Raw genomic sequence first — 24,702 nt, forward strand, 5'->3', positions numbered from 1 at the left:
CGCTGTCAGCCGAGGCGCATCCGGCGGCGGTTCGTCACGAACAGGGTCGCTCCGACCCCGAGGAAGGCCAGGCCGGCGGCCGACCCGCCCAGGATCCACGGGCTGCCCGTGTCGCCGCGCGCCGCCGGCCGGCGGGGCGGCGCGGCCGTGGGCGGGGGCGTCGCCGGCGGCGGGAGCTGGTAGCCCGCGCCGTGGGTGTGGTCGTTGACCCCGGGCGCGCCGCTGGTCAGGTTCACGACCGGGCCGTCGGAGTCCACGGCGCGTTCGGTGCCCCGGGCCGCCGGGGCGGGGACGAGTGCCGCGGCGTCCGGCCGGTCGGGGATCCCCGAGGTGTCGGCGGTGGTCGCGTCGAACCGCAGCTGGTAGTCGGTGTCGGGCCGGACCGGGAACCGGTACTCGCCGCGCTGGTCGGTGGTGGCGGTCCGCGCGCCCGCCGGGTCGGTCAGGGTGACCGTCGCGCCGGGCAGCGGCTCCTCCGACGGGTCCTGCGACCCGTCGCCGTCCCGGTCGAACCACACCCGGCCGCCGGTCCACAGCGGGGGCGGCGCGCAGAGCAGTTCCAGGTCGCCGAAGCCGTTGGCCCGACCGAAACCGTTGTCGACCGCGAAGTCGCCGTTCGCCCGGCCGGTGGCGTTGTCGAACGTGCGGGTGCCGGTGGTGGTCGTCGAGGCGGTGTCCCGGAACCGGGGCGCGAAGGCCAGGCCGCCGGACGCCCGGCCGGCGTCCGGGTAGTACTCGTGGACGCCCGGCTGCTGCGGGCCGGTCGGGGGGTGTCCGGGGCAGGTCAGCGCCTCGCCGTCCCAGACGTAGCCGTCGGCGGTCAGGCAGACCCGGGTCACGTCGCCCATCGCCGGATCCAGGGAACGTCGCTGCTGGTCGACCGCGCCGACCGGGCCCGGGGCGTCGCGGCCGGCCTGGTCGCCGAGCCGGTCGCGGAAGCCGAGCACCATCGAGCCGTCCCGGTCGAAGACCAGGTCCGACAGGATCGGCTGCGGGCGGTTCGCCTGCCGGAACCATCCCCTTCCGGGTACGTCCGGATCGTCGAAGGTCCCGTCGGCGCTGTTGTACGGCTCGTACGTCGGCTGCCACGGCCGCCAGTAGGTGTCCCCCGGCCGGGTGCCGCGCCGGTGGTCCAGCGGATGGGCGACCACTGTGGTGAAGGCCGTGCCGTCGAACCGGAGCACGTACGCGCGCAGGTCCTCCCGTTTCTGGCTGCGCTCGGCGGTGCAGGTGCCGCCCACGTACACCGCGCCGTCGTGGTAACCGAGGCCGTAGGGCCTCCAGTCGTCGGGGCCGGTCGGGCAGCCCGGGTCGGGGACCGGGACGATCCGCTCGGGGGCGGCGGCCGTGGGGCCGGCGGCGTCGTAGAGGTACAGGGCGCGGGCCCGCAGGCCGACGACGTACAGGGTCCGGCCGTCGGCGGACAGCTCCAGGTCGCCGAGCCCCTCCCTGCCGACGGCGTTGTTGACCGCGAGACTGTCGCGGTCCAGGTCGGCGGCGTGCGCGGCGGTACCGGCGTCCGGCACGGTCGCGAACGTCGACACCGTGTGCGCCGCCCGGTCGACGACGTACACGCCACCGGGGCCGGCCGGGCCGTAGCCGGCCATCCGTCGGGTGAGCGCGCCGACGAACAGCCGATCGCGGTCCCGCTGGTACGCCAGCCCGTACGTCGCGCCGACCTGGCCGGTGACCGCCTCGACCGTCGGGGTCCCCGCCCGGTCGTAGGGCCAGGAGACGACGGCCCGGCTGTCCGGGGTGCCGGCCGCGCCCTGCCGGGGGCACGGGGTGACAAGGAGCGGGGTGGCGTGGCAGTAGTCGGCCGGATCGTGCACGCCGGCGAGGACGGTGGCGTTCCGCCCGCCGCGCACGTCCACGAACGCGACCGGTGGCGACAGGCTCGGGGCGGGGCCGCCGGCCGGAGCGGGGCGCAGGAAGGACCTCGCCGCCGGGATGACGACCTCGACCCGGTACCGGCCGCCGGTCAGCGGGCCGGCCGCCGGGTCGACGGTGGCCACCCCGCCGGCGTCGGTGGTGGTGTCCTGGGTGCCGCCGGCGTCGTCGGTGAGCCGGACCAGGATGCCCGGCTCGCCGAGCTCCAGCCCGGGGGTGTGGCTACCGTCGGAGTTGACGTCGCGGACGACGGTGACCGTGACGGTGCCGTCGGCCGCGGCGGCCCGGGCGGGGGCGGTGCCGGCCAGGGCGAGTCCGACGAGGAACGCGGTCGCGGCGGCGTTCCGTGGCCCGTGTCCCCGCGCTACCGGCATCCGCCCGACCAATCCTTCGGAGTGATCTAAACAGACTTACGGTACATTTCCCCACCCGGAATCGCGGCGGGACACGCCTGTGCCGACCAGGCCCGGTCCGATCAGTGGGGTGCGGCCGAAGCGGACCTGGGCGCTGGCGGCGTCCGGGGTCCGGGGTCCACCGTGGCCGCGACGATCTGGACGTGCTCGGCCTCGACCTCCGCGAACGGGGCAGCGGCCGGCTCCGAAGGAAGGTTAGGATCCTGTGCCCCACACCCCCGGCTGAAATGAACCCTCCTGTGAATCGCACGCTCTCCCGGTCGGCGCGTACCCGGGCCGCCGGCGTAGCCGTGGCCACCGTCGTCGCCGCCCTCAGCGCCTTCGGCTCGCCAGCGCAGGCCGCTGCCCCGACCGTCGACCTCAAGGTGCAGGTCGGCGCCGTCTCGTTCGGAGCGGGTAGCTCCGTCTCCATCGACAAGCTCACGGTGACCAACGCCGGCACGGCGAAGGCCACGAAGGTCACGGCAACCATCGAGTTGATCGACGGCGGCGCGACTCCCCCGCTGACGTTCACGACCCAGCGGGCCTGGCGTGCGCCGAGCGCCTGCGTCCTGGTCGGCCCGGCCAAGGTGACCTGCCCGCTGGACGACCTCGACGCCGCCGGCTCCACCTCCCAGGGGCTGAACCTCCCCGCCGACGAGCGCAGCCATGTCCCCGGCGGGCCGAACCCGGTTCCGATGCCGGTCAAGGCGAAGGTGACGGTCGCCGCCGAGCAGACCGACGCCGCCCCGACCGACAATGCGGCGACCTCCGGTCAGGTTCAGCGCACCGTGACGGCCAGCGCTGTGGACTGGACCGCCCGGGCACTGCCCGTGCACGGCAAGGTCGGCGATGTGGTGAACGTGCCCGTGAGCGCTTTCTACCCGTCGCCGAGCGGGGGTGGCGCCCTCGGCTACCCGGTCGCGGAGCTGATCGACCGGCGGGTGGCACCGCCCGGCACCGAATGGGCCTGGGCGCTTCCCGCCTTCTGCCTGGACATGAAGCCCGGTGTCGAGCGCCGCTGCAACTCGATCACCGAGATCCCCGCGACGGCCGGCGAGCCGGACTCCTTCCAGCTCCCGCTGCGGATCGTCTCCCAGGAGGTCGGAGAGGGCGAGTTCCGGGTCGAGGGCATGGGCGGCGACCCGAACCCGGCCAACAACTGCGCCCGGATCATCGTCACGGTCGACGGGGCCCCGGCGAGGACGACGCCCGTCACCCCGGCCTGCGCCCAGCCCGCCCCGAAGCCGAGCGGCTCCGCGTCGCCGACGGCCACCGGTGCTCTGCCCGTCACGGGGACGAACACGACGGCCTTCGTCGCGGCCGGTGCGGCGCTCGTCCTGGCCGGTACCGCCGTGTTGTTCGCGCTGCGCCGCCGTCGCCGCGCCTTCACCGCCTGACAGCTGGCGGTCGCACGCAGTGTGCCGGCCGGTTGTGGGATCTCCCGTGGCCGGCCGGCACGCGTTCGTCCATGGTCCGCCAGCGGCAGCGGTCTGGTGTCGGACCTGGTCAGGTGGTGCTCTCAGGCTGGGCGCCTTCGGTCGCGGGTCAGCCGATGATGATCGTGCAGTCGTTCGTGTAGGGCCCGGCGGTCTCTCCCGTGCTGGACGAGACCAGGAGCCGCACGTTCGTCTGCGCCGCCGGCCACTTGAAGCCAATGCCGTTGGGTACGCCGATGTCGTATTTTGTGCTGCCGCTGCGGTTCAATGTCGCGCTCCCGGTCGTGGACCACGTCCGGCCGGTGCGGACCTGCACCGTGTAGGTGATGGTCACCGCCTTGGCGTCGGAGGCCGCCATGGTGCCCCGGATGACGACGTTGGGGGTCGAGCAGTTCCACACCACGGTCAGCGGGTTGAACGTCACCGTGGTCGGCGGAGCGGGCGGCGTCGTGGGCGGCTTGGTGGGCGGGCCGGCGGTCGGGGGCTTGTTCGGGTTGCCGGTGGGCGGGTTCGGCCCGGTGGTCGGGTCGGGGGTCGCGTCCGGCGAGGGCGACCCGGACGGGGTCGGGGTCGCCGACGGGGTCGCCCCGGGCGTGCCGGTCGGGTCGCCGGGGCTCGGTGGCCCGGTCACCACGGTCTCGCCCGAGCCGAGCGGCGGCGTGGTCGTCTCGCCCGCCGACAGCGCGTACCCGGCGGCCCCGCCCCCGACGACGATCAGCAGCACGATCGCCCCGGCGGCGAACCAGGCCCGCTTCGGCCCGCCGACGACGGTCTTGCCCAGCACCGTGGTCCCGACCGCGCTGCTGTTGGCCTCCGGCCCGGCGAGGGGGAACAGCAGGGCGAGCAGGGCGGCGCGTTCGGCGAGCTTGTTGCGGCCCTTCTCCTCCCAGCCGGGGCCGTAGCCGGCCGTGGCGACCGCGTCGAGTTCGGCGACGAACTCCGCAGCGTCGGCGGGGCGTTGCAGGGGATCCTTGGCCATGCCCTTGCGGATGAGCGCGCGGACCGGTTCGGGGGCGTCGTCGACCGGGATCGGGGCCTGCTCGTGCTGGAGCTGCATGGCGGCCTGCACGTCGGCGGCGTACGGCTTGCGGCCCACCACGCACTCGAAGAACGTGGCCGTGGCCGCGTAGATGTCGGTGCGCGGGCTGGCCGGCTTGCCCTTCCACTGCTCGGGGGCCATGTAGGACGGGGTACCGGCCGCGACGCCGGTGGCACCGGTGCGCGCGGAGATGCCGAAGTCGGCGAGTTTGCTGTTGCCGGCCGCGTCGATGAGGACGTTCTCGGGCTTGTAGTCGCGGTGCACGACCCCGGCGGCGTGCGCGGCGGCCAGGCCCAGCAGGGATCCCTTCAGGACGTACAGCGCCGCCTCGGGGCCGGTCGCGCCGTGTTCCTTGAGCAGGGCGCGCAACGCGACACCGTCGACGAGTTCCATGACGATCGCCGCGGAGTGGTCGGTCTCGACGTACTCGAACAGGCGCACCACATTGGGGGCCGTCAGCTCGGCGAGGAGTCGGGCCTCGCCCCGGAAGGCGAGCAGGAAGTCCTTCTGCCCGCACAGCTCGGCCGCGAGGTACTTGATCGCGACCCGCACCCCGGTCACGTCGTGGGTGGCGAGAACGACCCGGCCCGCGCCGCCGCGGCCCAGTTCGCGCACCTCTGTGTAACCCTGCACCATCCAGGTGTCGGTCATGGCTGATACTCCGTCCACGGCGGTCGATGGCGAGGGCGTCGGCGGGATTCTGCCTGGAAACCCGCCCGCACGCAATTCAGCTCTTCCGGGGACCGGTCGGCCGGCGGATCAGGCTGGCCGCCCCGCCGCCGATGACCCCGCCGGCCGCGACGCCGGCCGCGCCGTACAGGACGCCGGTGACCGGGCTGTCGTCGTCGGCGGCGGTGGGCAGCAGGCTGTGGGCGGCGCCGGAGACGCCGGGGGTCGGTGCGGGAGGCAGCACCTCGTAGGTGGTGGGGACGCCGCCGGCGGGGGTGAGGACGCCGGTCTGGGCGGGTGCGTCGAGTGGCGGGGCGGAGGCGTCGACCGGGGCGGCGGAGGGGGACGCGACCGGCAGATCCGGCGGATCCACCGGCGGGACTGTCGGGTCGGTCCCGAGCGCCGGCCCGGCCGGGCCCGCCGGGCCCACGGGCAGGTGCGGGTCGAGCGGCCCCACGGTCGGCCCGCCGGCCAGCGGCGGGTGCGGATCGACGACGACATGCGGATCCAGGCCGATCGGCCCCACGGCGGGGCCCACGACATGCGGGTCCACGACGACGTGCGGATCCACCGCGAGGTGCGGCGGCATGCTGATCAGGGGCTGGTGCACGGAGCCCAGCTCGGCGCTCCAGTCGAGGCCGTGCGGGATGAGGGACACCGACGCGCCGCCGAAGCCGGTCTTGGACAGCCGCGCGCCCAGCGCCGTCGGCCCGGCGTCGGTGCGGGCGTCGACGAGCTTGCGGAGCTTTTCGGTCTCGTCCGCGCCGAGTCGGTAGATTCGAGCGACCTCGTCAGGGTTCGTCCGGGCGTGGACGGCGAATTCGTCGTCGATCGCCATCCGCGCGATCAGGTCTCGGTAGAGCGACATCTGCGGCCTCCTCCTTCTATGCTGAGCGAGCCTAGGGAGCACGGGGGGCGTGCGAACATCCGGTTGAGTACGGATCTTTCCCGGGGACCGGACATCCGTAGCCTGGGGAGGCGTCGTGGATCTCGTGGGTCGGGAGCGGGAGCTGACCCTGCTGCGCACCCAGGTCCAGGCCATTAAAGACGGACAATTCCGATGTGTACTGGTTGGTGGCGACCCGGGCGTCGGCAAGTCCCGCCTGCTCGCGGAGCTGGACGACGGCATCCGGTACGTACGCGGCGTCTGCGTACCGAGCCCGGACGCCCCTCCGCTGTGGCCTTGGCGGTACGTGTTGTCCGCCCTCGGCCGGCCGGTCCCGGAGGGCTCCGGTTTCGACCTCCTCGTCCGGTACGCCGACGAGTTGCTCGCCGCCGCCGACGAGCCGCTCCTCGTGGTGGTGGACGATCTCCAGCACGCCGACCCGGCGACGGCCAGCCTGTTCGCCCACCTGGCGGCGCTGTCCCCGGCCCGTCCCCTGGGCGTGCTCGGCGCGTACCGGGGCGAGAGCAGCCCCGTGCAGGCCACCGGCCCGGCCGTGGCGCGGATCCGGCTGCGCGGGCTGGACGCGGCGGGCGTGGGCTCGTACCTGGAGAAACTGCTGCACCGCCCCGTGCCGGCGCCGGTCGTGGCCGAACTGCGCCGCCGCACGGAGGGCAACCCGCACCTGCTCGCCGAGATCGTGCCGCACCTGACGCCCGCGGACCTCGACGGCCGGGGGGACCGGCTGCCGATCCGGTGGCCGGCGGAGGCCCGGGCGGAGGCCGTGGCCCGGATCGACGCGCTAGCGCCGGGGACCCGGCGGATGCTGGCGACGGCGAGCGTGATCGGCCGCGAGTTCGACCTGGCGATCCTCGAGAAGGTCGGCGCGGCCGCGACCCCGTCGGCCGCCGAACTCCTAGCCGCGGGCGGCCCGGCCACCCCGGAGGCCCACGACGGGATCGACCCGCTCACCGCCCTCGACGAGGGCGTCTCCGCCGGCCTGCTCACCGCACTCCCCGGCCAGGTCTACGCCTTCGACCGCGCCGTCACCCGCGAGGTCCTCTACGAGTCACTTCCGGCCCGCGACCGCGCCCTCGTCCATGAGGCGACCGCCGACGCGCTGACGGCGTTCAGCGCCGACGTCGGCGAGCGCGGCCCCACGGCGGCCGAGCTGGCCCACCACCTGGTCGCGGCGGCCGTCCTCGGTGGCGACGACCGGCTCGACCGGGCGATCTCCTACTCGGTGGCCGCCGGTACCACCGAGGACGTCGGCCCGCACGAGGCCGCCGGACACTTCGCGGCGGCCGTCCGGCTCGCGGTCCGGGCGGACTGGCCACCGGCGGCGCTCGGCCGGCTCGTCGTGGCGCTCGGCAGGGCCCGGCTGGCCGTCGGCGACCTCGCGGACGGCAGGGGGGTGCTCGCCGCCGCCGCCCGGCACGCCCGCCGGGCCGGGGACGCCGAGCTGCTGACCCAGATCGCGCTCAGCCACGGGCCGCGCGCCGGCCTGGGCGACACCGCTCCCCCACCGGACCAGGCCCTGGTCGCCCTGCTGCGCGAGGCCCTGGCCGGCGAGGTGGCGGACCCCGCCCCGCTGCGGGCCCGGCTCGCGGTCGAGCTCGTCGGTACCCCCGAAGCGGCCCCCCTCGCGGAGACGGCGGGCGACGGCCCGGAGGCGCTGCTGGCGCTGTACGCGGTGGACCCCCGCCCCGGGTACGCCGCGGCGGCCCTGCGCGCCGCCACCGACCCGTTGACGGAGTGCCGGGCCCGGCTGGCCGTCGCGCACCACCAGCTCGAGCTGGGCGCGGTGGCCCCGGCCCGCCGGGAACTGGACGAGGTGACCCGGCTGCGCCTCAAGACCCCGCTGGGCCGGTGGTGGTCCGCCCAGGCCGAGGCGCACGTGGCGATCCTGTCCGGCGACCTGGAACGCGCCGAACCGCTGGTGGACGCCGCGCGCGAGATCGGCAGGGGCGCCGACGCGCACGCCGCGGCCCTGGGCCATCTGGCGCAGCTGACCACGTTGCGCGCGTTGCAGGGCCGGCTGCCGGACCTGGCCCCGGCACTGGCCGACCTGGACCACCCGGCGCCCCGTCCACCGTGGCTGGCCGCCGCCGCGGCGCTGGTCGCCGCGCACCGGGGCGAGTCGGCGATCGCTGAGGCCCTGCTGGAGGCGGCGCTCGGCGACGAGCGCGGCAGCCTGTGGACGTCGGTGCTGCTCCTGGAGGTCGCGGCCCTCGTCGGGCACGCGGCGGCGGCCGAGCGGCTGACCAGCGCCCTGAGCCCGCACGCGCACCGTTGGATCGTGATCGGCCCGGCGGTCAGCTCGGCCGGCCCTGTGGCGCTGGTGCTGGCCCGGGCGGGCGTGGATCCGCGGCGGACCGCCGGCTGGTTGGAACTGGCGGGCACGATGGTCGCCGGGACGCCGTGGGAGGTGCCGGAGGCCCGCACGCCGGGGCTGACCCGGCGCGAGCAGGAGGTGATGGAGCTGGCCGTGGGGGGCGCGTCGGCGAAGGACATCGCCGAACGCCTGTTCATCGGCGAGCGCACGGTGGAGACCCACCTGGCGAACATCTACCGCAAACTCGGCGTCCGGTCCCGGATCGAACTCCTCGCCCTGCACAGACCCTGAGAGCGCCGGTCAGCTCATCGGCATCCGGTCACCGGAGGGGATCACCAGCGCCGGGAGCATGTCGGGTGCCACGAGCACGAGGATCCCGAGCACGAGCAGCACCGCCGATGTCGCGTAGGTGACGACCTTGCGGTGCCAGGGAACCGTCTTCTCGACGGCGATGATGCCGGCGACGAGCGCCATCCACGGGACGCTCATGACGCCGAGGGCGAACAGCGACGCCATCAACGCCCAGCAGCACCCGACGCACCAGGCCCCGTTCCGCGCGCCCATCCGGACCGCGCCGGCGTTGCCCTCGCGCCAGGAGCCCAGCAGCACGCCGAGCGGGCTGCGGCACTTGCCGAGGCAGACGTCCTTGAGCGGCGTCACCTCGTAGATCGCGGCGACGATCAGGGTCGTGCCGGCGAGGGCGCGACCCGCGTTGTGCCAGGCGAGGGCGTCCCCCAGGATCCTCGTGGCGGTGACGCCGACGGTGTAGGCGATCAGGCCGGCGACGGTCCAGGTGAGCAGGTAGCCGGCGGAGAACAGCCACGGGCGCAGCGGCGAGCGTCGCTTCGTCATCCGGGCGTACAGCGCGACGGTCGGCGCGACCGACGGGAACATCATCGCGGCCATCATGACGGTCCACACGCCGAGGAACCAGCCCAGGCTCCCGAGGCTGGTCCACGGTCCCGCGTCCATGCCCCGCATCTGGCGGGCCGTCCACACCCAGCCGACGGCGGCGACGACCCACAGTGCCGCGACGAGACCCAGTCGCGCGCGGGCCGCGGTGTACACCGGCGCGAGTCCCGTCGCCGGCCCGTTTCCGCCAGAGGTCGCCATCGGTCAGGCGGCCCAGGAGAACGAGGACTTCGACAGGCCCGTCTTCCCTTCGTAGGAGATCCCGAACGCGTCGATCCGCGTCCGTTTCGCCTCGGCCATCGTGAGGTCCGATCCCACCGGGTGGAACATGCCCTGGAAGCGCACCGGCTCGCCGGTCTCCACGCCGAACGGGACGATGTCCTCGATGTCGAAGTCGATCGTGTCACCGATGCGGACGCTGTGCCGCAGCCCTTCGTCGATCACCTCGATCGGGGCCCGCTCGACGCCGAGGATCTCGCCGACGAGCGGGGCAAGGGCCGCCATCGGTCCGCCCAACTGTCCGCTGAACACCTTGACGAGCAGGTCCAGCTGCTGGTCGCTGGCCCCGTCGTCGACGTACACGCCGAGCCGCCAGTTCCCCTCCGTCATGACCTTGGGAGCGTCCGCGATGATCGCGACCCTGCGACCCGCGATGTCGGTGCCGTCGACCTGACCCCGCTGGATGTCGAAGACCAGAGTCACCCGGCAGTAGTCGTAGGTGGCTCCGTGGTCGAACGACAGATTGCACGGACACATCAGCTCACACGAGCACGTCTCGACATAACTTCCCGTGAGATCCCACGCCATCACACGCCTCCTTCGGGAGGGCCTGCCAGTCCTCCACCGCCGGGACGCGCACGCCACCACGCCGACCGTCCGCGCCGGTCGCCGGACGGGTCGTCACCACGACGACCGTCTCGCGCCCCGACACGCCCAGATCGGCCTCGCCGGAGTCCGGCGACGGGCAATACGGTCCCTACTTAGGCAAAATTGATCATATACCCTCGAGCCATTCGGTGGCTCCGCGTGATCCTGCCGCCCGTAGGCTGGGCGGATGGAGTTCGCGCAGCTCGCGGCGACGTCCGCGGCCGTGGCCGTCACCGCGGCCCGCAAACGGAAGATCGCCCTCCTCGCCGGGGCCCTGCGCGGCCTGTCCCCCGAGGAGACGGTGCCGGGGACGGCGTACCTGGCCGGGGAGCTGCGCCAGCGCCAGATCGGCGTCGGCTGGGCGAGCCTGCGGGATCTCCCGCCGCCCGCCGAGGTCCCCACCCTGACGGTCGCCGGGGTCGACGCGGCCCTGCAGGCGGTCGGCGACCTGTCGGGCCCGGGCTCCCAGCAGGCGAAGCGCGACGCCGTGGCCGCGCTGTTCGGCCGCGCGACGGCCGACGAGCAGGCGTTCCTGCGCGGCCTGCTGACGGGTGAGGTCCGGCAGGGCGCGCTGACCGGGGTCCTCACCGACGCCGTCGCCCTGGCCGCCGGCCGCCCGGTCGCGGACGTCCGCCGGGCGCTGCTGCTCGCCGGGGACCTGCGCCAGGTGGCCGCCGAGGCCCTGCACGGCGATCTGGGCACGATCCGGCTGGCCGTGGGCCGGCCGCTCGCCCCGATGCTGGCGAGTCCCGCGTCGGACGTGGCCGACGCGCTGGGCCGAATCAGCCCGGCGGCCGTGGAGCCGAAGCTGGACGGGATCCGGATCCAGGCGCACCGCGACGGCGACGACGTGGCGGTGTTCAGCCGCAGCCTCGACGACCTGACGGCGCGGGTGCCCGAGGTGGTGGCGGTGGTGCGGTCGCTGCACGTGCGGTCGGTGATCCTCGACGGCGAGGGCCTGGGCCTGGCGGACTCGGGCCGGCCGCTGCCGTTCCAGGACACGGTGCGCAAGGGCGGCGTGCTGCTGCCGTACTTCTTCGACGTCCTGCACCACGACGGCGACGACCTGGTCGACGAGCCGGCGGCGTGGCGGTTCGGGGTGCTCGACGCGCTGGTCCCCGACGGGCACCGGGTCGGCCGGACGATCGTGGACACCCCCGAGGAGGCCGGTCAGGCGTTCCGCGCGGCCCTCGACGCCGGCCAGGAGGGCGTCGTCGTCAAGGACCTCACGTCCGGGTACGACGCCGGCCGGCGCGGCGGAGCCTGGCTGAAGGTCAAGCCCCGGCACACCCTCGACCTGGTGGTCCTGGCCGCCGAGTGGGGCCACGGCCGCCGGCAGGGCTGGCTGTCGAACCTGCACCTGGGCGCGCGGGACCCCGAGGGCGGGTTCGTGATGCTGGGCAAGACGTTCAAGGGCATGACGGACGAGGTGCTGCGCTGGCAGACCGAGCGGCTGCGCGCCCTGGCCACGGACGAGACGGAGTGGGTGGTGCACGTGCGCCCCGAGCTGGTGGTGGAGATCGCGTTCGACGGGGTGCAGCGCAGTACCCGTTATCCGGGGGGTGTCGCTCTGCGGTTCGCCCGGGTGTTGCGGTACCGGGAGGACAAGCGCCCGGCGGACGCGGACACGATCGAGGCGGTCCGGGCCCTCTCCCCCTGACGGGCCCCACAAATCCTCTTCCGGGGACGCCGGGACCCGGCCGGCGGACAATGACCCCATGAACGCCGTCACGCAGATCTTCGCGCTGGTCGCCGCACTCGTGCACCTGTGGGCCGGCACCATGGAGTCGTTCCTCTTCCACCTCCCCGCGGTCCGCAAGATGTTCACCGGCACGACGAACAACCCGCCGGAGCTGCGGCTGTGGACGTTCTGCCAGGGCTTCTACAACTACGGCCTCGGGGCGGGCCCGATCGCCGGGGTGATCCTCTACCACTCCGGTCACGCGGCGGCCGGCCACGCGCTCGTCATCTACGCGTGCGTCGTCATGGCCGTCTCCGGCCTCATCCTGTTCATCGCCGACCGCACGCTGTGGCGCGGCGCGCTCGGCCAGGGCGTCCCGCCGCTGATCGCGCTGGTCGCGGCCGTATTCACGACCTGACGGCTCAGTGGTGCCAGGTGAGGTCTACCGGCGGGTCGGGGAGGCGGCCGGCGATCAGGTCGGGGAGCAGGTCGGCCAGGCCGCCGGGGAAGACGGCCTCGTCGGTGGCGGCGAGCTCGGCGACCGTCCACCAGCGGAACCCGGAGTGGTGGGTCCGCTCGAACGCGGTCAGGCCGCTCGTGTCGACCTCGTGACTGTCCACCCGGTGCAGGAAGAAGTCGTCACGGAACAGGCCGTTGGCCCAGCCCAGGTCGGCCCGCCCGGACGCGGAGGCCACGTGCCGCAGCTCCCCGGGGGCCGCGCGCAGGCCGACCTCCTCGTGCAGCTCCCGCACGGCGGCGGCCAGCACGTCCTCGCCCTCGTCGATGCCGCCGCCGGGCGTGAACCAGCCGTGCCCGCGCGGATCGTCGGGCGTGAACTCCGACCGCACGAGCAGCAGCCGGTCGGCGGCGTCGAGGAGCAGGACCCGGGCGGTGCGGCGCGCGTAGTCGACCATGCCCCGCAGTCTAGAAGCCCCGATCAAACCCGTGAGACGGTTACGCCGCGCGAGGTCACCTGTGGAAGGCACCCGTCTTCACCGTGGTCGTGAACACCACCCAGTCGGCGGGCTCGACCGCGAGGGCCGGCCCACCGACATCCTTACTGTCCCGCACCCCGGTGACTCCCGACAGCTGCGCAACCTCGACACAGTTCGAGTTGGAGTTGCTTCTGGTCGACTTGCGCCACACGGCGTCAGCCAGGCTGCTCTTCATCGCTGCTGTAACTCCTCTGCTGCTCTCGCCAAGAACACCCGCGAGTCTGCCTCGTTGAGTGATCGATTGGCGAGCTCGTTGAAACCCTCCGCGAATCTGCCGACCTCGCTGGGACGATCGAGGTAGAGATCCCCGGTGAAGCCGTCGACATACACCGTCGCCGGCTCGCCGTCCCCGTTGCGCACGCGCGGAAAGTCCATGATCACGAATGGGCCCATGGTGATGCCGGTGTGAAATCCGAACGCGAAGGGCACCACGCGGATCACCACGTTGGGCAGGTGCCCGATGTCATTGATGTGCTTGAGCTGGGCCGCCATCAACACTGCGCCACCGACAGGACGCCTGAGGATGGCTTCGTTCAGGATGATCTCCAGCCGGGGTGCCTGAGGTGCCGTTCTCGTCAGGACCTTCTGCCTGGCCATCCGCAACTCAACCCGACGCGCGATCTCCTGTTCATCTCGACCACCAGGCGCGCCGACGATCGCTGCGGCATACGCAGGCGTCTGGAGTAGGCCCGGGACCAGCTCTGACTCATACCAGCGCAGGCTGGAGGCTGCTGCTTCCAGGTCGACGTAAAGTTCGAAGCCCTCGGGGATCACATCGCCGTAGGCGTGCCACCAGCCCTTGGCCTTCGTTTCGGCAGCGAGTGCCACGAAGTTGGCCGTCGTCTGCGCGTCGACCTGGTAGGCGCGGCACAGGGCCTCGATGTGGGCCCGGCCGTACTTCACGCTCGGGTCGCCGTTCTCCATCCGCCACAGGGTCTGCCGGGACACGTCGATCGTGTCGGCGACCTGGTCGGCGCGCATCCCGGACTTCTCCCGCAGCGCCCGCAGTCGCCTGCCGAGCTGCCTGCGCGGGACCGAACTTCCTGCTCCGTCGGACGTGTTCATGCCTTCGACCGGCTCCTCACTGGTCCCCGCGCCCGCGTTCCAGAATAGACGCGAAAGTAACGGACAGCACACCTCGAGGGCTTGCGGAACGCGAGAACAGCCCTCCCGAAATCTGCCCCGGATCCTACGCCCCGCAACGTTGAAATCCATCTGGGAGGGTTCTACGTTTCCGCCCATGCGGAACTCCACGATCGAGCTCGAGTTGGCCGGCTGGCAGCGGCAGGGCACCGAACTCGCCAGCGTCCTGCGACGGCACATGGGCGTCGACGGCCACTGCCCGGTGTGCGTGTGGCCGGACGGCACGCCCCTCACCGACCCGTGCGACCTCACCGTCGAGGCCCGCACGGCGCTGCGCCACCTGTGCGGCGAGTCATGACCGGACGGCACCCGGGCGGCCGGGCGTGAACCGGCCCGGCGGCGGGGAACGCGAGCCCGTCATGACGTCCCGCGAACACGCCGAACGCGTCCTCGACACGCACGTGGAGAACCTGATCGGCTCGTGCGGCCGGTGCTACGCCGACACCGGCCGGGTCACCCCGGCCCCCTGCCCGACCCGCCGCGCCGCCCGCCGCTACCTCGACTCCCCGTCGTGACCGTCTACTACAGCGCCTGGGCGCTGCCGGGCCCCCCGGAACGCTGCCGGTACGCCGGCCTCGGCCTCGCGGTCCTCACCGACACCGAGGCGCTCGACGTGCTGCGCCTCGCCGGGGGCCGCCACGGGCACCTCGTGGCGGTCCGGTGCGCGCCGTGCGACGGCTGGCACATCCGCCCCCGCACCGGCCACACCCGATGACCCCCGACCACGCACCCAGCTCCGGACCACCCCGAGAACCCGTCACCCTCTCGCGCGAGCCCTCCGGCCCGGTGGCGCCGCCCTCGCCGACCAGCCCCGGATCAGCGCGCGGAGCGGGCACCGTCGGCGCGGCGGTCGGCGCGCGGGCCCCGGAGGCGGTGCGCTGGCCCGTGCCGAGGTGTGCTCATCCCGTGTGCTTCGAGCGGGGCGGCGGCGAGCGGGGGCGTTACACGCGGAAGCAGGTGGAGGCGTTCGACGCGGTGCAGCTCCGGCGGGTGGCGGTCTTCGGGTGCCCGACGTTCCCCGGGCTGTTCCATACCCGGGCGCTGCCGGGGTGGCGGATCTGAGCCGCTGTCGAGGACCGACGCCGCCGGGTCGGGCTCCTGTCGTAACCGTCTGATCTTTCAAGGTCTTCTGCGGCGCGCCTGGGCTCTCGGGGTGATCAACGACGGGGTGCGGACCGGCTCCGGCGGGCGGAGGGCGTCGCGGCGGACCTGCTCGTAGACGATGGAACTGTGCACGGCGACCACCTCCTTGCGGGTCTGCACGACATCCAGGACCAGCTGCTGCAGGTGGCGGGTGTCGACGCAGGCGACGTGCACCAGGAAGTCCGCCTCGCCGCTCACGTGGAACAGCGCGCGGACCTCGGAGACGTCCAGGGCGAAGTCGACGAACCTGGCGAAAACCTCCCGGGTGTGCGGCCTGACCTGGACCGCGAGGATCGCCTGCACCGCCAGGCCGACCGCCTCCGGGGACACCTCCGCGTGGTAGCCGACGATGATCTGGCGCTCGCGGAGCCGGCGGACCCGGTCCAGGCAGGTACTCGGGGCGATCCCGACCTGGGCCGCGAGATCCTTGTTCTGGATCGTGGCGTCGTCCTGGAGCCGTTCGAGGATCGCCCAGTCGATGGCGTCGAGGCGGGTGTCCATGCCTGCAGAGAATACGGGTTCACCGAATCCGATTCGGCGGGAAGCTCGGAATCCGTGCTGGGTCCGGGGGGCCTTGTGCCGGGTCGGGCCAGGACCGGAAACTCGCGGCCATGCAGACCACACCCGCCGCCCTGCCCGCTGCCGCCCGCCACCGCACCCCGGCGGCCGAGGCGGTCGTGCTCGCCGAGGTGGTGCGGTCCGGGTTCGTCGAGGGGCGGCACCGGGGCTCGCTGGTCCTCCTCGACGCCGACGGGACGGTCTCAGCCTCCCACGGCGACGTGCGCTCCCCCATGCTCCCCCGGTCCTGCGCGAAGCTCGCCCAGGCCACCGCCATCGCCACCGCCGGGGTCGACCTCCCCGGCCACCTCACCGCACTGTCGGCCGCCTCCCACTCGGGCGAGGACTTCCACGTCGCCGGGGTCCTCGAGATCCTCGCCACCGCCGGCCTGTCCCCCGACCTGCTGCGCACCCCGGCCGACCTGCCGTACGAGCGCGAACACGCCCACCTGCGCGCCGGCGGCGACGCCAGCCCGCTCCTGATGAACTGCTCCGGCAAGCACGCCGCGATGCTCGTCGCCTGCGCGGTCAACGGCTGGGACCTCGACACCTACCTCGCCCCCGACCACCCACTCCAGGTCCTGGCCCGCGACACCCTCGCCGCCGGCGCCGGGGAGTCCGTCGCGTGGACCGCCACCGACGGGTGCGGGGCGCCCGTGCACGCGATCAGCCTCCTCGGGCTGGCCCGGCTGTACCGGTCCGCCGTCCTGTCGGCTCCCGGGAGCCCGGCGCGGCGGGTGGCGGACGCGATGCGGGCCTTCCCGGAGTACGTCGCCGGCGACGCCCGGCTCGACACCCGGCTGATGCGGGCCGTGCCGGGGCTGTTGACCAAGGTGGGGGCCGAGGCCGTGCAGGTGGGGGCGTTGCCGGACGGGCGGGCGTTCGCGCTGAAGATCGAGGACGGGGCGCATCGGGCGGTGCGGCCGGTGTTCGGGGCCGTGTTGCGGCGGCTCGGGGTCGCCGACGAGGCGGTGGAGGAGATCTGCCGGGTACGGATCCTCGGCGGGGGGCTTGAGGTCGGGCGGGTACGGGCGGCGGACTGGCTGGGCTGAGGCGCACCGGGCTCGCGCGGCGGGCGTTCGCGGCACCGGCTGCGGCTCGCGGCGGTCCTCGGGACACCGGGTCCCGGCCGGCGCTGGCACGGCGGAGCGCCGGGCCTGGCGCCGGCGCGGCGGGCGTGACGCCGGACACCCGGGGTCGGGTGGGGTGGGACTCCGGCTGTCCGGGGCGGCCGGAAGTGGTAGGCATAAGTCATGCAGCCGGGACGAGGGAGACGCCGATGAGGCAGTGGAAATCATTGGAGGCCATCGACGCGATGGCCACCACCCTGCACCGACGACACGTCGACAGGAGCGGAGAGCCGTACATCGAGCACTGCCGGGCCGTGGCGCGGATGACCGCGGAGAACGGCGGGACGCTCGTCCAGCAGATGGCGGCCCTGCTGCACGACTCGGTCGAGGACGTCGACGTCACCCTCAAGGAACTGATCGACCTCGGGGTCGCGCCGGAGGTGGTGGTACTCGTCGACGCGATGAGCCGCCGGCCGGAGGAGTCCCAGCAGGACTACCTCAACCGGCTCGTCACCACCCCGGACGCGATCCTGATCAAACGGGCGGACATCGCGCACAACTCCAGCCCGGAGCGGCTCGATCATCTCGACGGGGCGACACAGGAGCGGCTGCGGCTCAAGTACGCGGCGGCGACGGCCACCCTCGACGCCGCGGACCCGCGCTGACGGAACCGTTTCCGACGGGTCGCGCCCCGGGTCGGCACGGCAGTCTGTTCCGGTCGCGCGGACGACGGTCGGGCGCGGACAGCGGTCAGGCGTTGACGGCGGTCAGGGTCGCGAGGATGTCGCACAGCCGCTCCGCCTCGTCCTGCCACGCGTCGAACTCGATCCGCTCCCCCGCGACCGTGACCCCCACGGTCGTCAGCAGCCCCAGCTCGTGGGTGCTCGCCTCCGACATCTCGGCAACCGGCAGCGTACGTCCACCCAGGACGAACCGGTCCGCCCACAGCTCGGCGTCGACGAACTCGCCGGCCACGTAGGCCCGGCAGCGGAACATGGCGTCGTTCATTGTGTTTCCCCCAGCGTGATCCCCATGACAGTTGTCCGGGGGATCTTGCCACACACTGTCCACTACCGTCAGTGAAGAAACCGACAGTCCATCTCGGCCGGAGCCCCCCGAATCGTTACAGTGTGCTACGACAAACACGGTGCGTGACGAATTCGGCGGGACCGTGGGCGGAACCGGCGGGACCGTGGCAGCGAGCGGCGAAACCAGGGCCGGGAACCGGGTGAGATCCGCCGGAGGCGGAAGCCCGACCGGGGGCTCCGCACCGAAGCCCTGATCGCCTGAGCGGCGACGTCGTCGAAGGTTCGCATCTGTACGTGACGGGGCAGGACTATGCGAGGCGGACGAGTTCACCACACGTGAGGCCCGCCGCAACCGCGAACCACTCGATGGCCTGGACCGGGATCGGATCTCCGCATGCCGCAGGACGACCGACAGCTCGCGGAGATCGGAGCCCGGACGAATCTCCTGAACCTCCCACAGCGTGTTCTGCCCGCAGCACCGCGCCGGCACGGGACACGTCTCCCCCGGCCAGGGTCGTCCCCAAGCTCAGCATGCTTGTCACCGCAACTCCTCACCAGGGCGACTATCCGGCCCGGCCCGGGACGAGCTCCGGCCAGCGGTCCCCCGCAAGCGGGGCCCGGTCAGTCTCGGCACCGGCATACGTCGAACCTTGGGCCACGCCCCTGAATCGGGCTCAGCCCTACGCCAGGGCTGCGGCGCGGGCCACGAGGTCGCGGCGACGGCGACGCACCACCCGGAGCACCACGACCACGAACACGGCGAGTGCCACGAGCCCCAACGGCAGCCACGGCGGCGCCCACACCGACCCGGACCCGGTCGCCCCGGCGATCCGGCCCTCGGCGCTCACCGGGTTGAACGTCACCAGGGCCGTCAGCTGGCCGAGCGGCGCCACTCCGGCTATCTTGCGAGTCACGGCGATCTCGGAGCCGGGCAGCATCTCGGGGATCGGGACGTCACCGGTCTCGCCGAGGCCGATGCCCAGCGGAGCACGGGCCCGCACGTTGGCGGCGCCGGCGACCCGAACGTTGCCGGAGTTGCGGATCCAGTAGGTGACGGTCATGTCGCCGCCGGCGAACGGGTTCCACGGGTTGTCGTACTCGACCTTGACCGAGGACACCTCGGCGAACGGGCGCACCGGGCCCTCGACCCGGACGTAGACCCGGGCCGCGACCCGCTTGTCCACGTTGATCTTCTTGCCGTCCGCGCCGGTCTGCTCCTCGCTGAGCGAGGCGACGATGCCGCCCGCGTGGTCGCCGGGCGTGACCGTGGCGGGGATGGTCAGCCGAAACGCGATGTCGAGCCGCTTGCCGACCCCGATCGTGTACTGCTTGGGCGCCAGGTCCGTCCAGGTCCCCAGGTCCTTGGGCTTCTGCACGGCGGTGAGCAGGCTGTAGGCGCCGTCATTGGCCGTGAACGCGTCGGTGGGGTAGACCGACAAGGTCAGTTCGCGTGAGCTGAGGTTACTGATGCCCACATAGTCGAGGATCTGGTGCCCCGGCGCGGCCTTGTACTCGAAGGCGCCGCGGCCGTTGGGCCCCTGTTCGGAGGAGGGCTGCACGGCCCATCGCACCTCGTCGGCGGCGTGCGCCGGGGCGGGGACGAGCACCGCGAGCAGCGCGAGTACACAGAGGATCAGGAACCGTCTCATGGCAGCACTCCGAGTAGAACGAGGTAAAAAGGCGGAGGGGTCCGAGGACCCCTCCGCCCCCTTGTCCCTAGGCCAGGGTCAGGGTGAGGGTCGCGCTGTAGCTGCCCGGAGCGGTGGTGTCCGGGATGTTGAGGCTCAGGTTCGCACCGCACGTGAACGTGCCGGCGCTGCTGTTCGCCACGGCCTTGCAGAGGGTCTTGGCGGTGCCGAGACCGTTCGGAGCGGAGGAACCGGCGACGACCGCGCCCGAGCCGCTGACCTTGCTGGCCGACGGGGCCCAGCCGAGGTTGTCGGCACCGATGACGCCGGTACCGGCGTTCTTGAAGTCGTCCACCTGGCCGACCAGGTTCCAGCCGGCGTTGGTGCCCCGCAGGTCGACGACCTTCGCGGCGTTGAGCGCGCCGGTGGCGGAGCCACCGACGATGCCGCCGGTCAGGGTGACGGCGTTGCCGGCCAGCTCCAGGGAGAAGGCGCCCGGCGCGACGTCAGCGGTGATCGTCTGCGGCTTGGAGATGCTGCCGGCCACCGGGTTGATGGTGTACGACTGCGCCGACGAGACCGACGGCTTGTAGGCCGCGGCGTCCGCCGGGATGAACGCGGCGGTCAGCGAGAACGTGCCGACCGGGAGCGTCGTGGTGGACAGGGTCGCGGTGCCACCGACGACCGGCGAGGTGCCGACGACGGAGGTGCCCCGACGGAACTCGACGGTACCGGCGGCGGTGTTCGGGGAGACCGTGGCGGTGAACGTCACGTTCGTGCCCGAGGTGACCGGGCCGGCCGGCGCGATGCCGAACGCGGTGCCGGTGTCCTGGGCCGGAGCGGCCGTCTTGACCGACCAGGTGGTGCCCACGACCTTGATGTCGGTCATGAACAGGTCCGGGTGGTCACCCTGGGTCTCGCTGGTGCACACGACGACGACGGTGTAGTCGCCGGCCGCGGGCGCCGTGCCGCCGTTGGAGGTGGTGAACGACCGGTTGGCGCCGATCGTGAACGGCGCGGTGTCGTAGCCGCCGGCCGACTGCACCTTCTGCAGGTTGTTGTACGGGCCGCCGACCTTACCGACCTTGAGCGTGGCGTTGGTGCCGTACCCGGTGGGGCACGCCGCCGACGTGGTAGCCCCTGTGAACATGACGGCGTCGTTGACGTCGCCGCTCGTCTGCGACAGCGTCAGCGTGCCCAGCGGAGCAGCCTGGGCCGGCGCGGCCAGCGCGAGCGCCGCGGCGCTCGCCAGGACCGTGGCGGACACGAGGGCCGCCCCCCGCGCGAACAGGGACTGAGTACCCTTCATCAATCATCTCCTCTGAACGGAACAGATCCGAAACGATCTGTGCCTACGGTCAGGTTCGTCAGCGGTGGTGGCTGTGCGTGCAGGCCAACCTCTACGCCGGACATGCGCCAGGGAAACTCGCGATGACGCGGCCTAACCAAAACGCCCATGTACGTAGTCATGGGTGCGCGGGTCGACCGGGTTCTCGAACATCTCCGCCGTGGTGCCGTGCTCGACGATGACCCCGGGTGTACCGGCCTCGGCGAGGAAGAAGGCGCACTGGTCGGACACCCGGGCCGCCTGCTGCATGTTGTGCGTGACGATGACGATGGTGACCTCGGAGCCCAGCTCCGTGATGGTCTCCTCGATCCGACGGGTCGACGTCGGGTCCAGGGCCGAACACGGCTCGTCCATCAGCAGCACCCGGGGCTGGACGGCCAGCGAACGGGCGATGCACAGGCGCTGCTGCTGACCGCCGGACAGGCCGCCGCCGGGCTGGCGCAGCCGGTCACGGACCTCCTTCCACAGCCCGGCCTTCGTCAGGCAGCTCTCGACCAGGGCGTCCTTCTCGGTACGCGAGGCGCGCAGCCCGATCAGCTTCAGGCCGGCCACGACGTTGTCGTAGATAGACATCGACGGGAACGGGTTGGGCCGCTGGAACACCATGCCGATCTGCCGGCGGGCGTCGGTGATCCGCCGGGACTCGTCGTAGAGGTCCATGTCGTCGAGCAGCACCTCGCCGGCCAGGGAGGCACTGGGGACCAGCTCGTGCATGCGGTTCAGGATGCGCAGGAAGGTGGACTTGCCGCAGCCCGACGGGCCGATCAGCGCCGTCACCTGGCCGGCGGGCATGGTCAGCGACACCCGGTCGAGGACCTTGTGGTCGCCGAACCAGGCGGAGATCGACCGGGCGTCCAGCGTGGCGAGCTGGCTCGTCTCGAGGAGTTGCGTGGTCATGGACTGTCCTTAGAGGAGATTCGGGAGGAGCCGTACCAGGTGGTCGGCCACGGTGAGGCCCAGCGCGGTCAGCACGGGTACGCCGACGACCCACGCCTGGGCCCGGCCCCACCGGACCCGCGCCCACGCCACGCCGAACGCCGCGATCGTCAGCGCCTGGGCCCACAGCAGCAGCGGGGTCCACACCTCCGACTCGCCGGCCAGGGCGGTCTCCGACGCCGACAGCGCCGTGCCCTTCAGCGGCCGGGGGCCGTGCGGCTGGGCCGGGGTGGTCAGGTCTGCGTCGACCTGGATCACGTCGTCCGGCAGGAACGGCTGACCGGCCGCCGTCACGAGAACCAGCCGGCCGCCCGTGGTCGACGGCGGCGGTTCGAGGTCGCCGGACCGCCGGACTCCGAGCACCCGGTAGCTGTGCACGCCCTGCCCGGTCGTCACGGTCACGGTCGCGCCGCTGGACAGGAGGTCCAGGTCGCGGAACGGGGCGCCGTAGCTGGCCCGGCGGCCCATCAGGACACTCGTGCCGGCCTGGCCGGGGAACACGGTGTCCCGGCGGTGGCCGGGCCCACTCTCCAGCACGCCGCCGGCGGTGCCCTCGAACACCACCTCGTGCAGCCCGATGGCCGGGATCTCCAGGACGGCGACGGGAGTGCCGGGCTCGTACAGCCGGCCGGTCGTCTCGTCGAGCTGCCCCACCGGGGCGGTGGCCCGGGCGAGGTCCGCCCGGAAGTCCGCGTACGCCGTCTGCTGGGTGCGCTCGTGCCGGACATGCGACAGGAGGGCCACCTGGGAGGCGAAGCCGAGGGCGAGGACGGAGAGCAGGCTCAGCGCGGTACCCGGCAGATAGACCGCGAACCGGGGCGGGCGGACCGCCCGGACCACCTCGGGTGGGCCGGCCGGGCTGGACGCGGGCCCGGCGGCGTCGCCGGGCGGGGGCGAGTCGCCGCCGTCGGACGGGGCCAGCTCGGCGACGGTCTCCGTGGTCATGCCGCGCGCCGGCGGCGGCGGACCACCCATACGGCTCCGGCGCCCGCGCCGAGGAGGACCAGGCCGGCCGGGAGCAGCGGGCCGACCGACGTGCCCGTGGTGGGCAGCGGCCCCCCGGCGCGGGTCGGACCCGGCGTGCCGGTCGGCGTCGGACTCGCGACGTCCGCGTTGACCTGGGGCGCGGCGGTCGGCTGGGCGGCGGCGGGCTGGGTGCCGTCGACCTTCCAGGTGCTGCCGGTGACCGTGATGTGCGCGACGAACAGGTCCGGGTGGTCGCCCGCGGTGTCGCTCGTGCACACGACGACGACCTCGTACGCGCCGGGCGCCGGCGGAGCGTTCTCGTTGGACACCATGAACGAGCGGCTGGCGCCGATCGTGACCGGCGCGGCATCGTAGTGCCCGGCCGACTGGATCTTCTGCAGGTTGTTGTAGGGGCCCCCGACCTTGCCGACCTTGAGCGCCGCGTTCGTGCCGTAGCCGGCCGGGCACGCCGCCGACGTGGTGGCCGCCGTGAACATCACCGGGTCGGTGACACTCCCGCTGGTCTGCGACAGGGTCAACGTGCCGAGAGGCGCGGCCTGCGCGGGGCTGGCGAACGCCAGAACCGTCACAGCCGCGCCGAGGACGATCAGGGCTCTCATCAGGGTCACGCCTTTCGTCGACAGTGCTGGCGCGGCCCGCTGTCGGGCCGCGCCAGCACCGGTCATCAACTAGCTGTTGGCCTTGAGCCGGGTGTCGCCGCAGCCCTGGTGGAGCAGGTCCGCGAACGTCGAGCGGTAGCCGAAGCCGAAGAGCTCGATGGTCGGCTTCGCCGCGCACACGTAGGACGTCGAGCCGACGAACGTCGCCGCGATCACCGGGTCGGTGAGCTTGGTGGTCGGGACGACGTCGTAGACGTCGCGGACCAGCTCGGTGCGGAAGTTCACGTTGAGCACGCCGTTGGTGACGGGCGCCAGGTTGTTGACCCGGCCGAGGACGGCGGAGCCGCGACGGTCGGCGACGGTGACGCCGGTCTGGGTGAGGATGTTCGCGGCGTTGCCCTGGGCGATGAACTGGCCCGTCGAGAACGGCATCAGGTAGTCGTTGTGGTTGTCGAGGACCCGACCGTCGTGCTCCTGGATGGTGTTGTTCAGCGTCTGCAGGCACGGGTAGTCACCGGCGGCGATGTCCGCCTCGGTGACGCCCATCTTCGACAGCCAGAACGACCGGGTGCCCGAGCCGGACTGGACGAGCAGCGGGGTCACCGGGGTGCCACCCACGTTGGTGGTGAGGCAGCGGTAGATGCGCTGGAGCTGCACGTAGGTGAGGCTCGACGGCAGGTCGCTGTTCGCGTTGACCGCGTAGGTGACCGAGTCGACGCCGAAGGAGATGTAGGTGTAGGCGCCGGCCTCACCCGGGGTGCCGCCGCCGTAGCTGGACGACCGGGCGAAGTCCACGCAGCCGACGACGTTGGCGCCCTGGTACAGGCCGCCGGCCTCGCCGTTGGAGGCGCGCAGCGCGGTCCGGCCGTTGCCCGAACCGTCGGGGCGCTTGAAGTCGCAGTTCGCGGCCTTCGTCTTGATGTTGGTGTTGAGGGGACGGGCGTCGTAGGAGGCGATGACCTTGTTGTTCGAGCCGTCCTTGACCACCTCGCCCAGGCCGTTGAGCGCGTCCTGGGTGGTGTCGGAGCCGACGCCGGCCAGCTGGCGGTAGTCGCCCACCGGGTTCGGCTCGGCGGCGGCCGGGCTGGCCACGACGGCGAGGGCCAGGGCGGCCGCGCCGAGGCTGACGCCCAGCACCCTTCCAATGATCTTCACAGGTA

The 24,702-nt window shown here is 73.0% G+C and carries 26 protein-coding genes; 10 read left to right on the forward strand and 16 right to left on the reverse strand.

Going from position 1 to position 24,702, the window contains the following annotated elements:
* Positions 1 to 5: 5 nt before the first annotated feature.
* Complete coding sequence (locus IW245_RS17660) at positions 6 to 2,264, reverse strand: SdrD B-like domain-containing protein (protein WP_197004278.1); 2,259 nt, start codon at positions 2,262 to 2,264, stop codon at positions 6 to 8.
* 278 nt (positions 2,265 to 2,542) lie between these two features.
* On the opposite strand from IW245_RS17660, the gene IW245_RS42250 reads away from it, so the two are divergent.
* Complete coding sequence (locus IW245_RS42250; protein ID WP_197004279.1) at positions 2,543 to 3,682, forward strand: LPXTG cell wall anchor domain-containing protein; 1,140 nt, start codon at positions 2,543 to 2,545, stop codon at positions 3,680 to 3,682.
* Positions 3,683 to 3,830: 148 nt separating this feature from the next.
* Here the strand turns inward: IW245_RS42250 and IW245_RS17670 are convergent, their stop codons facing one another.
* Together IW245_RS17670 and IW245_RS17675 are read right to left on the reverse strand one after the other, a co-directional pair.
* Positions 3,831 to 5,411 carry a serine/threonine-protein kinase gene (locus IW245_RS17670; protein ID WP_197004280.1) on the reverse strand — a complete coding sequence of 527 codons (1,581 nt, stop codon included), beginning with the start codon at positions 5,409 to 5,411 and terminating at the stop codon, positions 3,831 to 3,833.
* A 76-nt stretch (positions 5,412 to 5,487) separates the two neighbouring features.
* Complete coding sequence (locus IW245_RS17675) at positions 5,488 to 6,297, reverse strand: hypothetical protein (protein ID WP_197008950.1); 810 nt, start codon at positions 6,295 to 6,297, stop codon at positions 5,488 to 5,490.
* Between the two features lie 115 nt (positions 6,298 to 6,412).
* Between IW245_RS17675 and IW245_RS42255 the strand changes: the two genes are divergently transcribed.
* Positions 6,413 to 8,938, forward strand: coding sequence for a LuxR C-terminal-related transcriptional regulator (locus IW245_RS42255; protein ID WP_197004281.1), 2,526 nt, complete (start codon positions 6,413 to 6,415; stop codon positions 8,936 to 8,938).
* Between the two features lie 9 nt (positions 8,939 to 8,947).
* Here the strand turns inward: IW245_RS42255 and IW245_RS17685 are convergent, their stop codons facing one another.
* Both IW245_RS17685 and IW245_RS17690 read right to left on the reverse strand, forming a co-directional pair.
* A complete protein-coding gene (locus IW245_RS17685; protein ID WP_197004282.1) occupies positions 8,948 to 9,715 on the reverse strand; it encodes a DUF2182 domain-containing protein in 768 nt (255 codons plus the stop codon).
* A gap of 48 nt (positions 9,716 to 9,763) precedes the next feature.
* On the reverse strand, positions 9,764 to 10,366 hold the full coding sequence (locus IW245_RS17690; protein ID WP_197004283.1) for a DUF1326 domain-containing protein: 603 nt from the start codon (positions 10,364 to 10,366) through the stop codon (positions 9,764 to 9,766).
* Between the two features lie 247 nt (positions 10,367 to 10,613).
* Between IW245_RS17690 and IW245_RS17695 the strand changes: the two genes are divergently transcribed.
* Both IW245_RS17695 and IW245_RS17700 read left to right on the forward strand, forming a co-directional pair.
* Positions 10,614 to 12,086, forward strand: a complete 1,473-nt coding sequence (locus IW245_RS17695) for an ATP-dependent DNA ligase (RefSeq protein WP_197004284.1) — start codon at positions 10,614 to 10,616, stop codon at positions 12,084 to 12,086.
* A 58-nt stretch (positions 12,087 to 12,144) separates the two neighbouring features.
* Complete coding sequence (locus tag IW245_RS17700; RefSeq protein WP_197004285.1) at positions 12,145 to 12,525, forward strand: DUF1304 domain-containing protein; 381 nt, start codon at positions 12,145 to 12,147, stop codon at positions 12,523 to 12,525.
* A gap of 4 nt (positions 12,526 to 12,529) precedes the next feature.
* On the opposite strand, the gene IW245_RS17705 is transcribed toward IW245_RS17700, so the two are convergent.
* From IW245_RS17705 to IW245_RS17715, 3 genes are read right to left on the reverse strand one after another with little or no spacing between them, the layout of a single operon-like run.
* Complete coding sequence (locus tag IW245_RS17705) at positions 12,530 to 13,021, reverse strand: NUDIX hydrolase (RefSeq protein WP_197004286.1); 492 nt, start codon at positions 13,019 to 13,021, stop codon at positions 12,530 to 12,532.
* A 55-nt stretch (positions 13,022 to 13,076) separates the two neighbouring features.
* Positions 13,077 to 13,277 carry a DUF397 domain-containing protein gene (locus IW245_RS17710; RefSeq protein WP_197004287.1) on the reverse strand — a complete coding sequence of 67 codons (201 nt, stop codon included), beginning with the start codon at positions 13,275 to 13,277 and terminating at the stop codon, positions 13,077 to 13,079.
* Complete coding sequence (locus IW245_RS17715; RefSeq protein ID WP_307788893.1) at positions 13,274 to 14,425, reverse strand: helix-turn-helix domain-containing protein; 1,152 nt, start codon at positions 14,423 to 14,425, stop codon at positions 13,274 to 13,276. The genes IW245_RS17710 and IW245_RS17715 overlap by 4 nt, the downstream gene beginning before the upstream one ends.
* On the opposite strand from IW245_RS17715, the gene IW245_RS17720 reads away from it, so the two are divergent.
* From IW245_RS17720 to IW245_RS17735, 4 genes are all read left to right on the forward strand, one after another.
* Positions 14,343 to 14,543, forward strand: coding sequence for a hypothetical protein (locus IW245_RS17720; protein ID WP_197004289.1), 201 nt, complete (start codon positions 14,343 to 14,345; stop codon positions 14,541 to 14,543). The two genes, IW245_RS17715 and IW245_RS17720, sit on opposite strands and share 83 nt — an antisense overlap.
* Before the next feature lie 25 nt (positions 14,544 to 14,568).
* Positions 14,569 to 14,760, forward strand: a complete 192-nt coding sequence (locus IW245_RS17725) for a hypothetical protein (RefSeq protein WP_197004290.1) — start codon at positions 14,569 to 14,571, stop codon at positions 14,758 to 14,760.
* Positions 14,757 to 14,960, forward strand: coding sequence for a hypothetical protein (locus tag IW245_RS17730; RefSeq protein ID WP_197004291.1), 204 nt, complete (start codon positions 14,757 to 14,759; stop codon positions 14,958 to 14,960). The genes IW245_RS17725 and IW245_RS17730 overlap by 4 nt, the downstream gene beginning before the upstream one ends.
* Before the next feature lie 191 nt (positions 14,961 to 15,151).
* A complete protein-coding gene (locus IW245_RS17735; RefSeq protein WP_197004292.1) occupies positions 15,152 to 15,307 on the forward strand; it encodes a hypothetical protein in 156 nt (51 codons plus the stop codon).
* A 57-nt stretch (positions 15,308 to 15,364) separates the two neighbouring features.
* Here the strand turns inward: IW245_RS17735 and IW245_RS17740 are convergent, their stop codons facing one another.
* Positions 15,365 to 15,889, reverse strand: coding sequence for an Lrp/AsnC family transcriptional regulator (locus tag IW245_RS17740; protein WP_197004293.1), 525 nt, complete (start codon positions 15,887 to 15,889; stop codon positions 15,365 to 15,367).
* 110 nt (positions 15,890 to 15,999) lie between these two features.
* Here IW245_RS17740 and IW245_RS17745 point away from each other — a divergent pair, with 110 nt between their 5' ends.
* Positions 16,000 to 16,998: an asparaginase gene (locus tag IW245_RS17745; protein ID WP_197004294.1), complete on the forward strand. Its 999-nt coding sequence runs from the start codon at positions 16,000 to 16,002 to the stop codon at positions 16,996 to 16,998.
* 227 nt (positions 16,999 to 17,225) lie between these two features.
* Positions 17,226 to 17,681 (forward strand): HD domain-containing protein, encoded by a 456-nt coding sequence (locus IW245_RS17750; RefSeq protein ID WP_197004295.1) that lies wholly within the window; start codon positions 17,226 to 17,228, stop codon positions 17,679 to 17,681.
* An 85-nt stretch (positions 17,682 to 17,766) separates the two neighbouring features.
* Here the strand turns inward: IW245_RS17750 and IW245_RS17755 are convergent, their stop codons facing one another.
* From IW245_RS17755 to IW245_RS17785, 7 genes are all read right to left on the reverse strand, one after another.
* Entirely contained in the window at positions 17,767 to 18,024 is a 258-nt protein-coding gene (locus IW245_RS17755) for a hypothetical protein (protein ID WP_197004296.1), read from the reverse strand.
* Positions 18,025 to 18,724: 700 nt separating this feature from the next.
* The gene (locus IW245_RS17760) at positions 18,725 to 19,693 is read right to left on the reverse strand and encodes a WxL protein peptidoglycan domain-containing protein (RefSeq protein ID WP_197004297.1); all 969 of its coding nucleotides are present in this window, start codon (positions 19,691 to 19,693) and stop codon (positions 18,725 to 18,727) included.
* Positions 19,694 to 19,760: 67 nt separating this feature from the next.
* A complete protein-coding gene (locus IW245_RS17765) occupies positions 19,761 to 20,981 on the reverse strand; it encodes an Ig-like domain repeat protein (RefSeq protein ID WP_197004298.1) in 1,221 nt (406 codons plus the stop codon).
* Between the two features lie 132 nt (positions 20,982 to 21,113).
* Entirely contained in the window at positions 21,114 to 21,917 is an 804-nt protein-coding gene (locus IW245_RS17770) for a phosphate ABC transporter ATP-binding protein (RefSeq protein WP_197004299.1), read from the reverse strand.
* Between the two features lie 9 nt (positions 21,918 to 21,926).
* A complete protein-coding gene (locus tag IW245_RS17775) occupies positions 21,927 to 22,901 on the reverse strand; it encodes a sortase domain-containing protein (protein WP_197004300.1) in 975 nt (324 codons plus the stop codon).
* Positions 22,898 to 23,542, reverse strand: a complete 645-nt coding sequence (locus tag IW245_RS17780; RefSeq protein ID WP_197004301.1) for an LPXTG cell wall anchor domain-containing protein — start codon at positions 23,540 to 23,542, stop codon at positions 22,898 to 22,900. The genes IW245_RS17775 and IW245_RS17780 overlap by 4 nt, the downstream gene beginning before the upstream one ends.
* Before the next feature lie 69 nt (positions 23,543 to 23,611).
* The gene (locus IW245_RS17785; RefSeq protein ID WP_197004302.1) at positions 23,612 to 24,697 is read right to left on the reverse strand and encodes a type 2 periplasmic-binding domain-containing protein; all 1,086 of its coding nucleotides are present in this window, start codon (positions 24,695 to 24,697) and stop codon (positions 23,612 to 23,614) included.
* Positions 24,698 to 24,702: the final 5 nt, after the last annotated feature.

The sequence above is a fragment of the Longispora fulva genome, from assembly GCF_015751905.1.
Lineage (GTDB): Bacteria > Actinomycetota > Actinomycetes > Mycobacteriales > Micromonosporaceae > Longispora > Longispora fulva.

Excerpts from the sequence above, each read along its gene's own strand:
- IW245_RS17660 (WP_197004278.1), bottom strand. The coding sequence starts at position 2,264 with ATGCCGGTAGCGCGGGGACACGGGCCACGGAACGCCGCCGCGACCGCG.
- IW245_RS17670 (WP_197004280.1), bottom strand. The coding sequence starts at position 5,411 with ATGACCGACACCTGGATGGTGCAGGGTTACACAGAGGTGCGCGAACTG.
- IW245_RS17675 (WP_197008950.1), bottom strand. The coding sequence starts at position 6,297 with ATGTCGCTCTACCGAGACCTGATCGCGCGGATGGCGATCGACGACGAA.
- IW245_RS17690 (WP_197004283.1), bottom strand. The coding sequence starts at position 10,366 with ATGGCGTGGGATCTCACGGGAAGTTATGTCGAGACGTGCTCGTGTGAG.
- IW245_RS17695 (WP_197004284.1), top strand. The coding sequence starts at position 10,614 with ATGGAGTTCGCGCAGCTCGCGGCGACGTCCGCGGCCGTGGCCGTCACC.
- IW245_RS17700 (WP_197004285.1), top strand. The coding sequence starts at position 12,145 with ATGAACGCCGTCACGCAGATCTTCGCGCTGGTCGCCGCACTCGTGCAC.
- IW245_RS17705 (WP_197004286.1), bottom strand. The coding sequence starts at position 13,021 with ATGGTCGACTACGCGCGCCGCACCGCCCGGGTCCTGCTCCTCGACGCC.
- IW245_RS17710 (WP_197004287.1), bottom strand. The coding sequence starts at position 13,277 with ATGAAGAGCAGCCTGGCTGACGCCGTGTGGCGCAAGTCGACCAGAAGC.
- IW245_RS17720 (WP_197004289.1), top strand. The coding sequence starts at position 14,343 with ATGCGGAACTCCACGATCGAGCTCGAGTTGGCCGGCTGGCAGCGGCAG.
- IW245_RS17715 (WP_307788893.1), bottom strand. The coding sequence starts at position 14,425 with ATGTGCCGTCGCAGGACGCTGGCGAGTTCGGTGCCCTGCCGCTGCCAG.
- IW245_RS17740 (WP_197004293.1), bottom strand. The coding sequence starts at position 15,889 with ATGGACACCCGCCTCGACGCCATCGACTGGGCGATCCTCGAACGGCTC.
- IW245_RS17745 (WP_197004294.1), top strand. The coding sequence starts at position 16,000 with ATGCAGACCACACCCGCCGCCCTGCCCGCTGCCGCCCGCCACCGCACC.
- IW245_RS17750 (WP_197004295.1), top strand. The coding sequence starts at position 17,226 with ATGAGGCAGTGGAAATCATTGGAGGCCATCGACGCGATGGCCACCACC.
- IW245_RS17755 (WP_197004296.1), bottom strand. The coding sequence starts at position 18,024 with ATGAACGACGCCATGTTCCGCTGCCGGGCCTACGTGGCCGGCGAGTTC.
- IW245_RS17760 (WP_197004297.1), bottom strand. The coding sequence starts at position 19,693 with ATGAGACGGTTCCTGATCCTCTGTGTACTCGCGCTGCTCGCGGTGCTC.
- IW245_RS17765 (WP_197004298.1), bottom strand. The coding sequence starts at position 20,981 with ATGAAGGGTACTCAGTCCCTGTTCGCGCGGGGGGCGGCCCTCGTGTCC.
- IW245_RS17770 (WP_197004299.1), bottom strand. The coding sequence starts at position 21,917 with ATGACCACGCAACTCCTCGAGACGAGCCAGCTCGCCACGCTGGACGCC.
- IW245_RS17775 (WP_197004300.1), bottom strand. The coding sequence starts at position 22,901 with ATGACCACGGAGACCGTCGCCGAGCTGGCCCCGTCCGACGGCGGCGAC.
- IW245_RS17780 (WP_197004301.1), bottom strand. The coding sequence starts at position 23,542 with ATGAGAGCCCTGATCGTCCTCGGCGCGGCTGTGACGGTTCTGGCGTTC.